8 protein-coding genes are annotated in these 13,646 nt (G+C 74.1%); 2 read left to right on the top strand and 6 right to left on the bottom strand.

Annotated elements, in window-relative coordinates; all coding sequences use genetic code 11:
- Positions 1-14: 14 nt before the first annotated feature.
- From JYK04_RS03605 to JYK04_RS03620, 4 genes are read right to left on the bottom strand one after another with little or no spacing between them, the layout of a single operon-like run.
- Positions 15-3,926, bottom strand: coding sequence for a WD40 repeat domain-containing protein (locus JYK04_RS03605; RefSeq protein ID WP_189747116.1), 3,912 nt, complete (start codon positions 3,924-3,926; stop codon positions 15-17).
- Positions 3,927-3,931: 5 nt separating this feature from the next.
- Positions 3,932-5,350: a hypothetical protein gene (locus tag JYK04_RS03610; protein WP_189747114.1), complete on the bottom strand. Its 1,419-nt coding sequence runs from the start codon at positions 5,348-5,350 to the stop codon at positions 3,932-3,934.
- Positions 5,347-6,423, bottom strand: a complete 1,077-nt coding sequence (locus tag JYK04_RS03615; protein ID WP_189747112.1) for a tRNA nucleotidyltransferase/poly(A) polymerase family protein — start codon at positions 6,421-6,423, stop codon at positions 5,347-5,349. The genes JYK04_RS03610 and JYK04_RS03615 overlap by 4 nt, the downstream gene beginning before the upstream one ends.
- A 55-nt stretch (positions 6,424-6,478) precedes the next feature.
- On the bottom strand, positions 6,479-8,173 hold the full coding sequence (locus tag JYK04_RS03620) for a hypothetical protein (protein WP_189747110.1): 1,695 nt from the start codon (positions 8,171-8,173) through the stop codon (positions 6,479-6,481).
- 107 nt (positions 8,174-8,280) lie between these two features.
- Between JYK04_RS03620 and JYK04_RS03625 the strand changes: the two genes are divergently transcribed.
- Positions 8,281-9,243: a hypothetical protein gene (locus tag JYK04_RS03625; protein WP_189747108.1), complete on the top strand. Its 963-nt coding sequence runs from the start codon at positions 8,281-8,283 to the stop codon at positions 9,241-9,243.
- A 166-nt stretch (positions 9,244-9,409) separates the two neighbouring features.
- Positions 9,410-10,678 carry a YhgE/Pip domain-containing protein gene (locus JYK04_RS03630; protein ID WP_189747105.1) on the top strand — a complete coding sequence of 423 codons (1,269 nt, stop codon included), beginning with the start codon at positions 9,410-9,412 and terminating at the stop codon, positions 10,676-10,678.
- Between the two features lie 4 nt (positions 10,679-10,682).
- Here JYK04_RS03630 and JYK04_RS03635 read toward each other — a convergent pair whose 3' ends face one another.
- Together JYK04_RS03635 and JYK04_RS03640 are read right to left on the bottom strand one after the other, a co-directional pair.
- On the bottom strand, positions 10,683-12,242 hold the full coding sequence (locus JYK04_RS03635) for an amidohydrolase (protein WP_189747103.1): 1,560 nt from the start codon (positions 12,240-12,242) through the stop codon (positions 10,683-10,685).
- Positions 12,243-12,254: 12 nt separating this feature from the next.
- The gene (locus tag JYK04_RS03640; protein ID WP_189747101.1) at positions 12,255-13,589 is read right to left on the bottom strand and encodes a lysine N(6)-hydroxylase/L-ornithine N(5)-oxygenase family protein; all 1,335 of its coding nucleotides are present in this window, start codon (positions 13,587-13,589) and stop codon (positions 12,255-12,257) included.
- Positions 13,590-13,646 lie beyond the last annotated feature (57 nt).

The raw sequence follows: 13,646 nt of genomic DNA on the forward strand, positions 1-13,646 counted from the left end.
CCCGGGCGCCGGCCTCACCGGTGGTCGGCTCCCGGGCAGGCCGGCTCCCAGGTGGCGTCCTTGTCATAGGTGCCGAGTTCCGCGCGGGTGAGGCCGCCGCCGACTGCCGCACAGGCGGCGGCCCGGGGGTCGCGGGCGGCCGCCACCGCCTCGGTGACGTCCCGCACGACGAGGACCAAGGAGCCGAGCAGGAGACGGCCCGGCGGAAGGGCGAACGCCCACGGGTGTTCGGCGAAGCCGTCGTTCCCGAGGGCCACCGGCTCCATGCCAGGTCGTACGAGCCAGGTGGTGAAGTCCCGGAATCCGGAGGTGGTGGCGAGCGCGCCCCAGGTCCCCTCCACCAACACGTCCATGGCGTGGGCCCCCTTGGGCATGGGGAGGTCGCCGAGGGGCTCGGCCTTGCCCTTGCCCGCATCGGCCAACCGCCAGCCACGAGCCCCGGACCGGAGAATGCTGCCGTCCTCGCTGAAGAGGAGCCGACCCCCTGGGGTCGTACCGGGGATGGTCTGCGTCCGTCGGGCCTTCCCCGGATCGGACAGGTCCCACACGGTCAGCCCCGTCGATCCGCCGCCCAGGACCAGTGTGCGCCCGTCGGGGGACAGCGCCCCGCCACCCCCGGAGTGGGGGTCGAATCCGGTCTCCGTGCCGGACTCGGACACCACGCCGGAGTCGAGGTCCAGGACGGAGCCGGAGTCGGAGCTCGCGCCGGGGGCGGCCGTCTCGTACTCCTCCGGACCTGCTCCGTCGCCCGGGATCGCTCCCGGCTCCGGCATGCCCGTCCCCGGGACCTGCTGCTCGTCCACCGTCGGGGTGGAGGTGCCGGACATGAGCCGCTGGAACGGCGCGGCGTGGCCCCCGTCGCCGTCCACCCGCCAGACCAGAGCCTCGGAGTTGCCGGCGCGCACCGCCACCACGGTCTTCCCCTCCGGGCCGACCAGCAGGGAGGTGATGCCCCCGGTCGTGCGTCCCGTTCCGGACCCGCTCGGGCTTCCGCTGTCCGCCGCGATGTCCGCGGGCAGCGGGAACGTGGCCTCCAGTCGGCGCGGCCGGGCCCGGTCGCTCACGTCCCACAGCGACAACTTGCCGTGATCGAACACGGCCATGCGAGTGGCGTCCTGGTCGATCCCCAACAGGTCGGCGGGGGTCTCCAGGGCGCCGAGCCGCCGGAAGGGCGGGCCGGCCGCGGCGTCGAAGAGGACGGTCTCCAGTTGCTGCTTCGTGGTGCCTTCGACGTACTGGGTCACGGCCAGGACCGATGTCCGCGGGGCGAACGCGGCCGTCTCGTAGCGTGTGAGGGGCTGCGCGGCCGTATGCCAGGTATGGGCGGACACGTCCCAGATCCGCACCGTGCCGTCGTCGCCGCCGAGCGCCAGCCGCTTCCCGTCCGGGCTGTAGGCGAGCGCCGGTACGGTGTAGACAGCCGACGGGGCCTTCGCGGCGGCCGTCGCGCCCGTCGTCATGCGCAGCACGACCTCGCTGCCGAGCAGGATCACCCCGGAGTCGTCCCGTGCCACGGCGTTCCCGCCCGGCCCGGGCACCACCCAGCTCGATCCCCGGAGAACCGCTTCGAGCCGGTATCCGGGGCCGGTCCGCTCCGGGTAGATGTTCCAGACCTTGATGAACCGGTTGCCGGCGCCCACTCCCGCCGCTAGGGGGTGCGTGGTGGCGGTGTAGAGCGTGTCGTCGTCCGAGTTGTGGAAGGCGACGCCCTCGGTGGGGTTGATCTGTCCCCCGCCGTCGCCGGCCTCGGCGGAACGGCCCGGTTCGATCGTGACGGTCACGGGAAGCGCGGCGGCCTGAGTGTCGTGCACCCAGATGTTGAGGCCGTCGGCGACGGCGACCCGGTTGCCGGAACGGTTGACCGAGAGGCCGACGGGCCGGGTGCCTTCCGTGGTGGCGTACTTGGCCACCTGCCCGGTCTTCCGAGGGGCGCCGGGGTCCGTGACGTCGTACACGGTGAGGGCCTCCGGGGAGACCGTGTCGCCGCCCGCCGGCGGGTCGAGCGGGCCGAGCGTGGCCAGGGTACGGCCGTCACCGCTGACGGCGGCCTGCAGCACCTGACCGCCGCCCGGCAGTTCCGCGAGCCGCCGCGGCTTCGCCGGGTCCGCGAAGCTCCACACTTCGGCCCGGAGGTCTGCGGTGCCGATGAGCACGGCCGCTCCCCCGGCAGTGGTCAGCGGCAGCAGGACCGGCCGTACCTCGCGCTGCGGCTTGCGGGCGTTGGTGCCGGTCGGCACCGGGAGCGTGGCCACCGCGGCCCGGGACGCCGCGTCCCGGACGGTGATCCGGTCACCGTCCCGGGTCAGCAGGCTGCGGCCGTCGCCGGTGTAGCCGAGCGCCGTCGGCCCGGAAGTGCCCGCCAGGGGTGGTACCTCGCCCCGGTAGCGGGTCTCCAGCAGGATCCGCAGCAGGCTGTCGCGCGAGGCGTCGCCCGGACTCATGCGGTGTGCCGACAGGGCCAGCCGCAGGGCGAGGGCGGGATCGGATTCCTGGACGGCGGTGGCTTCGTTGAGCAGCGACCGCGCCTGCTTCTGGCGTTTCTCCGCCGCGGTTTTCTGCGACTGGAGATGGGCGGAATACGCGAACACGAGGGCCACGGAGAGCAGGAGGGCGAGGGCCTGCCCGCCGAGGACCTTCCAGCTGAACGCGCTGGCCTTGCGCCGGGCCTTCGGCACGTTGGAGGCAGCGGCGATCTGCGTCGGTTCACCGGGGAGTTCACCGGCCACTCCGCGTGCCTCGCGCCCGTCCGACTCTGCGACGACGACCACCCCGAGGCCGTGCGCGGCTCTCAGTTTGGCGCCGAACCCGGAGACCGAGGCCAGCTCGCCGTCGTCCGTGAGGTCCGCCGTGACGGAGTTGCTCGCCCTGACCCGGCGGTAGAAGAGGGCTCGGCGCCCGAGGGCGGCGCACCACAGCCGGCTGTTGCCCCTGCGCAGGGCCGGCTGCCGGACGCGTACCGTCTCTGCGAGCAGCACCCCGAAGGCCGCGCCGAGGGACGGTCCCGCGATCCGGTAGGGCACCGAGCCCTTGGTGGCGACCGTCTCGCCCGCGAGCGCGAACCCCTGCAGGGACCACAGCACGGTTCCCGACAGCCGCCGCCCGGACGCGTTCCAGGCCCGGGCCATGGCCGCGGCGTACTTGTGGTCGGCGGTGAACAGCGGCATGGTCTCGGGATCGGGCACCAGGCCGCGGGGCCCGCCCGGCAGCAGGGTCAGGGTGAGCCGCCCGGAGGCGCCCACGCCCTGGTGGTCGAACAGGACGCGCACCGCGACCGGAGTCCTGGTGGGCCCGGGGAGCCGGCCCAGCGCCAGCCGGCACAGGGCCATGGCCGCGGCCAGCACCGGGCCCGTACGGACGGCGTCCCCCGCCGCGGCCGCGAGCCGGTCCAGCGAACGCCGGAGCCGCTCGTCGCCGAGGGCGAGCTCGGCCGCGTCCCAGGGCGCGGTCTCGAGGTCCGCCGTGGCTCCGGCGCCCCGGTACCAGGCCAGGGCGACCGCCAGGCGGGTCTCGTCCGCATCCGGGTCGAGGAGGTCCAGCGCGAGTGCGGCCTGGATCCGTACCGCGGCGAGGACCGGCTGCGACTCCATCGGATCGAAAACCACCAGGCCGGAGGCACTGCGCAGGCCGTCGATCAGGGTGGCGTCCGATCCCTGTACCTCGATCTCGCCCAGCGCGTCATGGAGGGCGGTGTCCTCCCCGGTGTACAGGAGACGGAGGGCGGGCGTGTCGGACCGTTCGACCAAGCGGGAGAGCCAGGCGACCAGCGCACCCGGGTCGCCGGACATCAGTTTCTGCAAGCGGCCGGCTTCAACGGCGGTCTGACGCGCACAGGCGAGGGCGGTGTCGAGGTCGTCGAGCGTTCCGCTCCGGCCCCCGCCGCGCCCGACGGCGGCCCCGGCCTTGTCCTTGTCCTTCATCACCGTCATCCCGCTCAGGCTCCTTCCCGGGCGCGGCGTACGGGGTGGCCGGCGGGGAGCCGGTCGAGCAGTGCGCGCCAGCGGCGCCGGTCGGAGGCCCGTACCTGGCAGGCCAGCGTCCTGCGGACGGCCTCGGGGTCCAGGAACGGCAGGTCCGCGAGGCCGAGCGGCGGACCTGCCTGGTCCGCGGTGATCTCGATCCGAGCCCTGGCCGTCATCTTGAGGTCGCCGGACAGGCGGTCGTCGAAGGGCATCAGCAGGACGTACAGGTCGCTGCCTTCGACGGCGCCGGTGACGTGCACGGGCAGCAGCAGCACCTCGTCGTAGCCGCCGGCCAGCAGCGCGGCGGTGGCGGTGTCGAAGGGCGTGGAGACCCCGACGTAGAGCCGGCCGTCGTTCTGCACGGTGAGGGTGAGGGTGAACGCCGCGCGCAGCACCCCGTCCCGGGCCGAGTCGGCTCCGCCCGCGGCGGCGGGTGCGAACTCGTTCCGTACGGAGGCCGGCCTGCCGTAGTCGAGCCGGTGCCATACGACGTCCGCGCTCCCGAGCCCGGCGCTCCCGCCCCCCGGGCCGGCGAAGGCCCCGGCGAGCCGTTCCGCCGCGAGTGCGGCCGTGGCGGACAGGAAGGCGTCGCCGCGGCCGACCGCGTCCAGCAGCAGGATCAGCCGCTCCCGGGTCGGTCGCGGGATCCGGCCGGTGGCGGCCCCCGCGAGGCGTGCGCACAGGGCGGTCGACGCGACCCGTCGGCGCCGCGGGTCGGACGCGCGCAGGGCGGAGCCGAGTTGCTCCAGTGCGGCGGTGAACCGGGACCCGGCGGGCGCGAAGTAGTGCCGCAGCCGTACGGGGCGATGCGCGGGAGCGTCGCCCTCCGTCGGTCCGGACGCGTCCAGGGCCGCGGTCACCTCGTCCGCGAGCCGGTCCACGCGCTCCCACGGCAGTACGTGGAAGCAGTCGGGTTCGGGCCGGCCCTCGGCCGCGAGGCGGTCCAGCAGGCTGTAGCGCAGCCCGGGGTGGGCCGCGGCGAGGAGGGCCCGTTCGGCCGGCTCCAGCCGCTCGGCCGGCCAGCGCCGTTCGATCGCGGCGACGGCCTCGGCCGTGGCGGGGTCGGCGGGCAGGGGCTCTCCGAGCTCGTCGAGTTCCAGTACGGCCTCGCCGGTGGCGGGCTCGATCAGAGCGAGGGCGTGGCCGCCGTCGGCCAGCGGCAGCGAGCCGCGCTCCCAGCCGGTGCGGAAGCGGTCCAGGCTTCGGGCGTCGGCGCGCTCGTCGCCCTCGTTGACGGGGCCGTGGGCGGCCCAGAACGGTCCCGGTGCGGACACGCGGGTGCCGCCGTTCCCTCGGACCTGGCCGGGGATCGGCGTGGTGTCGCCGGGGTGCGGCGCGGCGGGACGGGCGTCCCGGACCCAGGTGGTCAGTGGCCGGTGCGCGGCGGTCATGCGCGTGCCTCCGCGGTGAGTCGGTCCACCAGTGCCACGGCGGCGGGGCCGAGGAACCCGGCGATCTCCAGGGCCCGGTGCAGGCCTTCGTCGGGGACGCAGCTGCGCCAGGAGTGCCGCAGCGCCCGCCAGTCGGACTCGCCGAGCCGGTCGGGCAGGTCCGCGGGGAGCGTAGCGGCCCAGTCCCGCAGGCGGCTGAGGTCCGCGTCCGGGTAGCGGAAGGCGAACTTGAGGAAGCGGAGCAGCACCAGGGCGCTCCGTCCGGCGGGCCGCTCGGTGTTGCGGCTGGCGAGCACGCGCGGCCGGGCGCGCAGGTGGGCGATGCCCTCTCCGGTGGGGTCGACGAGCAGCCGTCTGCCGTGGTCGTAGTAGAGGCTGTTGACGGTCAGGTCGCGGGAGGCGACGTCGTCGGTCAGGCTGCCGCCGTAGGCGGGGAAGAGGAAGTCGGTCACCGCGAGCGCCTTGTACTCCAGGATGCGGGAGCCGCCGCCCTGTTCGGGCCGCGACAGGTGGACCACGAGGCTCGGTCGGCTCATCAGTGCCCGGTAGTCGCCGAGTCCGGCGTCCACGGACCAGTCGTCGATCTCCTGGCGCAACTCCAGGGGCGGTAGTGTCCCGGCGAAGTCCAGGTCGTTGGGCTCGGCCTCGGGGCCCACGTCCACCAGGTCCCGCACAGCGCCTCCGATCAGCCAGAAGTGGTGTCCGCGCTCCGGTAACCGCTTCATCAGCAGACGGATGAAGGCGCCCTCGGCTCCGGATCCGTCCAGGCACCCGTCGACCGCGTCCCCGATTCCCGGCGCCTCCTCCTCGGCCGGGCGGAAGGCCTTCGGGGGGCAGGCGTCGGCCGGGCCCGGTCCCTGGCACTCGATCCGCAGGTCCGCCCTTCCCGGTCCGTCCTCGGGGGGCTCCGGCGCCTCGCGGTCGCGTTCCCGCAGCAGCACCTCGCGGGGCTCGCCGGTCACCGCCATCCCCAGCAGCGGCTCGCCGTCGGCCAGATCGCCGCGTACGGGCGTGCCGTCCTGCGCGCGCCGGTACATCTGCGACGGTTCCTTCGTGTCGTTCTCGTCGGGCAAGGTTCCTCCCCTGTTCTGCCCCTGTTCCACCCTGCTCACTTCCCCACCGTGTGCCTCAGCTCCCCGACAGGGACCTGCCCAGCCCCAGCCCCACCGCCGAGGCGAGCACCCACCCGATGCCGACCAGTGCGTAGCCGAACCACTGGGTGGCGCCCACCGGTTGGAAGGCGGTCTCCTGGCCGAGGTTCACCAGCGGCAGGAGGAGGTCCAGTGTGTAGGCCGCCGCCTGGAAGCGCGGGGCTTTCTCCGGTTCCAGCGCGGTCGGCGGTAGGGACCCGAAGACGACGGTGCCGAGCACGACCAGGGCGGCCAGCCAGCCCAGGGCCCGCCACGGCCGGAAGCCGTATCCGACCGTCACCTGCAGTACGCCCTCCCACCAGCGGATCGGTCCGGACAGCGCGGCGCGGTGGCGGCGCTGGGCGGCGTAGCGGACCCTGCGGGCGTCCAGCGGGCGGCCGAGGGCCGTGTAGTGCTGGGCGAGTTGCTCGTACGGCTGTGCGGAGGCCTCGGCCGACGGGTCGCGGGTGAGCCAGCTCAGCCGTTCGGCGGCGGGCAGGACGGGGTGCAGGGCGCGGTAGGACAGTCCTGCGAGGCCGGCCCGCGCGGGCCAGTGGGCGGGGCCGTCGAGCAGGACTCCCACCGTGCCCTGGTCCAGGTTCAGCTCGTCGGCGCGGTCGACGCGCAGGTCGAGGGTGTCGCGTACGTGGATCCCGGCGGCCGAGACGGTGCCGCCGGTGACGGTGAGGCCGTGCAGGCTCACGTCGGACGCGGACAGCCGGTCCAGGGCGAGCGCGGTCAGTCCGCCGGGGTGGCCGATCCGGGCTCCCGAGAGGTCGAGGCGGGTGCGCAGTTCGGCCCCGGTCAGTCGGACCTCGCCGGCGGCGGTGAACGGCGCAGTGCACCACACCGCACCGCGTACGGTCGCCCCCGAGGCGCCGAGCGCGATGCCGTCGGGGTGGGTGAGGCGGGCGCCGGTCAGCCGGACGCTGCCCGCGACGTCCGCGTTGAACATCCGCAGCGCTCCGTCGACGACCAGCCGGCGGGCCAGCAGGCGGTCCCCGAGCACCGACCGGTCCAGGACGAGCGCGTCGCCGCCGGGCGCACGGACCGCTGCGTCGTCGAGCCGTAGCGGGCCCACCACCCGGATCCCCGCCAGGAACACCACCCCGGACGCCGCCGTCCCCGCGAGGTCCAGGGCTCCGGCGACGACCATGCCCTCCGCGGCCAGCGCCCTGCCGTCGGGGCCGGGTCCCAGCGTGCTGCCGGTCAGTACCACGTCGGTCTCGGCCCGTGCCCGCTCCAGCCGTACGCCGCCCGGGATCGTACAGCCCCGCAGCTCCAGCGGGCCCTGCACCCGTATCCGGTCCGCGTGCACGGCGGGCAGCCGGCACCGGGTCAGGCCGAGGCCGGGCAGCAGGGCGTCGGCGCACACGAGCGGCTCGTCGAACTCGCAGTCCTCGAAGCGGATCCGGAGGATCTCCGGGGCCACTCCGCCCCCCGTCAGGTCGAGCCGTCCGGCCACGCGCGCGCCGCGCAGCCGCAGGGCGGGCGCCCCGTCCCTCCCCGCGGCCGTCCCCGGCCGGCGCACCCCGCGCAGGAGCGCGGTGAGTGCGGCGGCCCGTACCGTACGGGCGGCCGTGCTCGCCGCCCCCATGAGGTCGGCCCGCGCCCCGTCGGCGAAGGCCTGCGCCAGCATGGTCTCCGCCGGGTACGGATCGGACGAAGTCCGGTCGGCGGCCGGGGTGTTCATGGGTAGGCTCCCATCGGAACGGGGGGCGGTGCGCGGGCGCGTGGTCCGGTACGAGTGCACCACCGCTCCGTCGCAGTCGTGTCGCACGGGAGGGACGGGCCCACCGCATGGCGGGAACACGGAGCGCGGACGGCCGGGTGACGGCCGCCGCCACGGCGGACCTGCTGCGCCGGCTGCTGGCCGAGCGAACGGCCTACCGCACCCGCTGGGAGCAGCAGGAAGTGCGCCGCACGGCGGGCCCGGTGAGCTCCTCGGCGGTGGCGCGGGTGCTGGCCCTGCACCTGTGGGACAGCGGTGAACGCCCGGACACGGAGCAGGATCTGGCGCGGCGCCTGAAGGACCGGGTGCACCGCGCGCTCGGCGGCGAGTTCCTGAGCCGGGAGACCCTGGAGTGGTTCGTCGCGGCCTTCGCGATGGACGGCGCCGACGCGATGGAGCTGCGCGCGCTGTGGTCCGGAACGGGGACGGCGCAGGTGGTCCCGGCGGCGGATGCGGGCGGCCCGGTGGCCCACACCCTGCGGCTGCCGCAGTACCTTCCGGTCCGGCAGCGCCACCGCACCGTCTCGGTGTTCGAGCGGCACGTCATCGGCCGTGACGGCGCTCCGGAACGCCACCGCACCACGCGCGCGGTGATGGCGTGCGAGGACGGCGTGCGCTCCTTCCCCTGCCGGCTGCCGCCCGGCGCCGTCGACGTCGTGGTGCTGCGCGGGGCCCGTGCCGGCGCCCGCCGGGAGTTCCCGGGCAGCACGCCGGTCGTGGAACTCGCCTTTCCGGCCCCGCTGGAGGCGGGCCAGATCGCCTCGCTGGAGTACGAGGTCCGCTACGCCCCGCTCCGGGAGCAGGTGACCGAGTACCGGAGGGTCGCGCACGCCCGGGCCGACAACGTCGACCTGGTCGTCGAGTTCCCGCCGGCGCCGCGCCCCGCCCGCGTCTGGTGGGCGACCTGGGACCACCACCGCGACGGCACGCTCCTCAGCGAGACGCCGGTCGCCCTCGCCCCGGACGGCTCGGTCCACCGGTTCGTCCCGGCACTGGAGCACGCGGCCGCCGGCTTCCGCTGGACCTGGTGACCCGAGGGCGGGGTGGGCCGTTCCGGTGGTCCCGTGGGCGGGTTCGCCGCCGGAGTGCGAGGGGTACGGCGGCCTTCCCGGGTACGGAGACCATCCTGAGGGTGCCGTGCGGCCCCGCCGCTGCCACCGCCCCCGATCCCGGCCCGCCGGGAAGCTACGGAGACCGATGTCCCCGACCGACGCCCCCGAAGCCACTGCCGCGGCCCTGGTGCGCCGCCCCCACCTGTGGCTGGTCCCCACCGTCCTGACGGGGCTGCTCGCCCTGCTGCTGTCGCTGCTCTACATGGGCGGCATCGTCAACCCCAACGCGGAACTGCGCGACCTGCCCATCGCCCTGGTCAACGAGGACACGGACGGGCCGCCGCCGGGGCAGCGGCAGAACCTGGGTACGCAGATCACCGCCGCCATCGCCTCGGACCCCGCGGGCAGCAAGGCGGACTGGCGCGAACTGAGCCTCGCCCAGGCGCAGGACCAGCTCGACTCGGGCCAGGTCTACGGCGCGCTGGTGGTCCCGGCCGGCTTCACGGCGTCCGTCACGGCGCTGCCCACGTCCGGCGCCACGAAGCGGCCGACCATCACGGTGCTCACCAACCCCGGCAAGGGCAGCCTCGGGTCCTCGCTGGCGAGCCAGATCACGACGCGGGCCGCGCACGGCGCGTCCCGCTCCGTCGGCGAACGGCTCACGGCCGCCGCCGGCGGCCGGGCGAGCGCCCCGGAGAAGCTGCTGCTGGCGGACCCGGTCGAGGTCGTCACACAGGTCGGTCACCCGATCGGCGCGCACAGCGGCCTCGGTCTGACGGCCTTCTACTACACCCTGCTGCTGGTGCTGGCTGGGTTCATGGGCGGCAACGTCATCAGCAACGGTGTCGACACCGCCCTCGGCTACGCCGACAACGAGATCGGCCCCTGGCACACCCGCCGCCCGACGGTGCCGATCGACCGCACGCAGACGCTGCTCCTCAAGATGCTGATGACCGCGGGCATCACACTGGTCAGCGTTTCCCTGGTGATGCTGGCGTGCATCGGCATCCTGGGGATGGACGCGTCCCACCTGCCCCTCCTGTGGATCTACTCCTACTGCGCGGCCCTCGCCGTCGGCCTGGGCGTGCAGGCCATCAACGCCGCGTTCGGCGGGATCGGCCAGCTCGTGTCGATGTTCGTGTTCATCGTGCTGGGTCTGCCGTCGTCGGGTGCGACCGTCCCGCTGCAGGCGGTCCCCGGCTTCTACCGCTTCCTCTCCCACTTCGAACCGATGCGTCAGCTCAGCGACGGCGTGCGCGCGATCCTCTACTTCGACGCCCGCGGCGACGCGGGGCTCACCCGCTCCTGGATCATGATCGCGATCGGCACGGTGCTGGCCCTGCTGTTCGGTTTCGCCATGACCGCCTACTACGACCGCAAGGGCCTCAAGCGGCTCACGCCGCAGCCCGCCTGATCCGTCAGGCGGGCCTGCCGTCGACGTACGTGGCGACGACCTCGATGGCTCCGATCCGCGAGGGGTCGACCCGCCTCGGGTCGTCGCCCAGGACGGCCAGGTCGGCGCGCCGGCCCGGGGCGAGGGCGCCCGCGCTGTCGTCCCAGTGGGAGGCGTAGGCGCCCGCCACGGTGTAGGCATGGAGGGCCTCGTCCACGGTGATGCCCTCGTCGGGGCCGATGAGGGCGCCGGAGGCGGAGGCCCGTTCCACCATGAACTGGACTGCCCGCAGCGGCGATCCGTCGGTGACGGGGCGGTCGGAGCTGCCCACCAGGGTGACGCCGTGGTCCAGGAAGCCCCGGCCCCGGTACATCCAGGGGGCCCGGTCCGGGCCCAGCACGGCCGCGTAGTCGTCGCCGAAGGAGCGCAGGAAGTGCGGCTGGACCACCGCGCTCACCCCCAGGCGGGCGAAGCGCGCCAGCTGGTCGGGCCGGATCAGGCCGGCGTGTTCGATCCGGTGCCGGGCGGTGGGCCGGGGCCGCAGCCGCTGGGCCCGTTCGATGGCGTCCAGGGCCAGGTCGGCGGCGCGGTCCCCGATGGCGTGCACGGCGAGCTGCCAGCCGGCCAGGTGGCCGTCGACGATGGTGTCGGAGATCCGCTCGGGGCTGTCCTGGAACTCCCCCGCGTGGTCGCTCCCTTCGTAGGGGCGCGTGAGTGCGGCCGTACGGGCCATCATGCCGCCGTCGGTGTAGACCTTGAGCGCGCCGAGGGAGAGCCAGTCGTCGCCGAAGCCGGTGCGCAGTCCGAGGCCGAGGGCGCGGGGGATCCCGTCCGAGGGGTGCGCGGCCACGGGCCGCAGGGTGTCGGCGGCCGCCATGAGCTGGACCCGCAGCGGCAGCCGCCCCTGGTCGCGCAGGAGTTGGTAGGCGCCGAGCTCGACCGGGCTGTGGCCCAGCAGGCCGCCGCCGATGCCCGCCTCGGCGCAGGCGGTGACCCCTTCGGCGAGGCAGGTGCGGCCGGCGTGCTCGATGGCGTCGGCGATCTCCTCCTGCGCGTAGGGCAGGCGCAGCCGGCGGGCGGCGGTCATGGCGCTCTCGGCGAGGAAGCCCTCGCCGTGGGCGAGTTCGCCGGGGAGCAGGTCGAGGACGGTGGTGTTGACGACGCAGCCGTGTCCGGAGTCGTGCAGCATGAACACCTTGCGGCCGTCGCTGACCTTGTCCAGTTCGGCGGCGGTGAGGTGCCGGCCGAGGGCCCGCTGGTCGTAGCCGCCGATGTCCACCCACGCGCCGCGCGGTTTCCGGGCGACCGCGTCTGCGACGACGGCGAGCACGTCCTCGACGCGTTCGCAGGGCGCCACGCTGGGGGTGGTCGCCTTGAGTCCGGTCCAGGCCAGGTGCACGTGGGAGTCGATGAATCCGGGCAGCACGGTGGCGCCTTGGAGGTCGACGACCTCACGGGCGGGCAGTGCGGTGACGGCCCCGTCCAGGCCGACGATCCGGCCGTGCCAGATGCCCAGGTCGTGGGCGACGGGGTGGTCGGGGTCCATGGTGAGGAAGGTGGCGTTCGTCAGCCTGGTGCAGAGCATGGGTGCTGGTCCTCAGAGGGTGGGCGCCGTACGGGAGGCCGGTACCGGTACGCGGCCGTGGGCGACGATGGACCGGAGGATCTCGCCGACCCTGACGGCGGTGTTCGACAGCAAGGAGGACGTGATGCCGTGCGTGTGCTCCGTCCCTCCCTGGAGGTAGATGCCGCAGCGCAGTTCGGGCTCGCTCTCCACACGGTAGTCGCGTGCCACGCGGACGCGGCCGAGGCCGTCGCGCCGGCAGTACTTCTCGACGTCCCCGAGCAGTCCGAGGCCGTCCGCCGAGCGGTATCCGGTCGCGTAGACCAGCGCGTCGGCCGCCAGGGCCTCCTTCTCCCCCGTGACCAGCGACTCGACGGTGACCCGTACGTGGTCGGGGGTCTCGGCGACGTCCGCGAGGCGTGACACCTTCAGGAAGCGCAGCCGCTCGGTGCCGAGGACCTTCTCCTGGTACTCCTGCCGGTAGAGGTCGTCGATGAGGTCGATGTCCACCACGGAGTAGTTGGTGTTGGCGTGGTATTCGATCAGCTTGCGCTTGATCTCCTCGGGGGCGGTGAAGTACTCGTCGACCGCCGAGGGGTCGAAGATCCGGTTGGCGAAGCCGCTGTCGTCGGCGGGGCTGTAGCCGTAGCGGGAGAAGACGGCGCACACCTCGGCCCGGGGGAAGGTGCGGTGCAGGAACGCCACGTTCTCGGCGGCGCTCTGGCCGGCGCCGACGACGATGAACCGGGAGGGGTCCGCGCCTCCCAGCGCGGCCACCCGCGTGAGGAGTTCCGAGGTGTGCCAGATCCGCTCGGTGCGGTCCACGCCTTCGGGCATCTGCGGCCGCAGGCCGGTGCCGATCACCAGGTTGCGCGCCCGGTGCACCACGAGCTCGGAGCCGGCGCGGGCGGTCACGTCCACGTACTCGATCGCCCCGTCGCGCAGGACGGGGCGTACGGCGACGACCTCGGACCCGTAGGAGACCATGTCGTCGACCTTGGCCGCGGCCCATTCGAAGTAGTCGTGGAACTCCACGCGCAGCGGGAACAGGTTCTTGTGGTTGACGAAGTCGATCAGGCGTCCCCGGCTCTGGAGGTAGCAGAGGAAGCTGTACTCGCTCGCCGGATTGCGCAGTGTCACCAGGTCCTTGAGGAAGGACACCTGCATCGTGGCGTCGTCGATGAGCATGCCCCGGTGCCAGCCGAAGCGGGGCTGCTGCTCGAAGAAGTGGGCGGTGACCGCCTCCTGCGGTCCGACGCCGGCGTTGTGCTCGCTGAGCGCGATCGCCATGGCCACGTTCGAGGGGCCGAAGCCGATGCCGATGAGGTCGTGGATCAGTGGCGCATCATCGGACAGATCCTGTGACATGTCACTCCCAAATCGTGCGGGGGGCAGCCGATCGCCATGCGTGGGGGAACCGGGGAC

The organism is Streptomyces nojiriensis (assembly GCF_017639205.1).
Lineage (GTDB): Bacteria > Actinomycetota > Actinomycetes > Streptomycetales > Streptomycetaceae > Streptomyces > Streptomyces nojiriensis.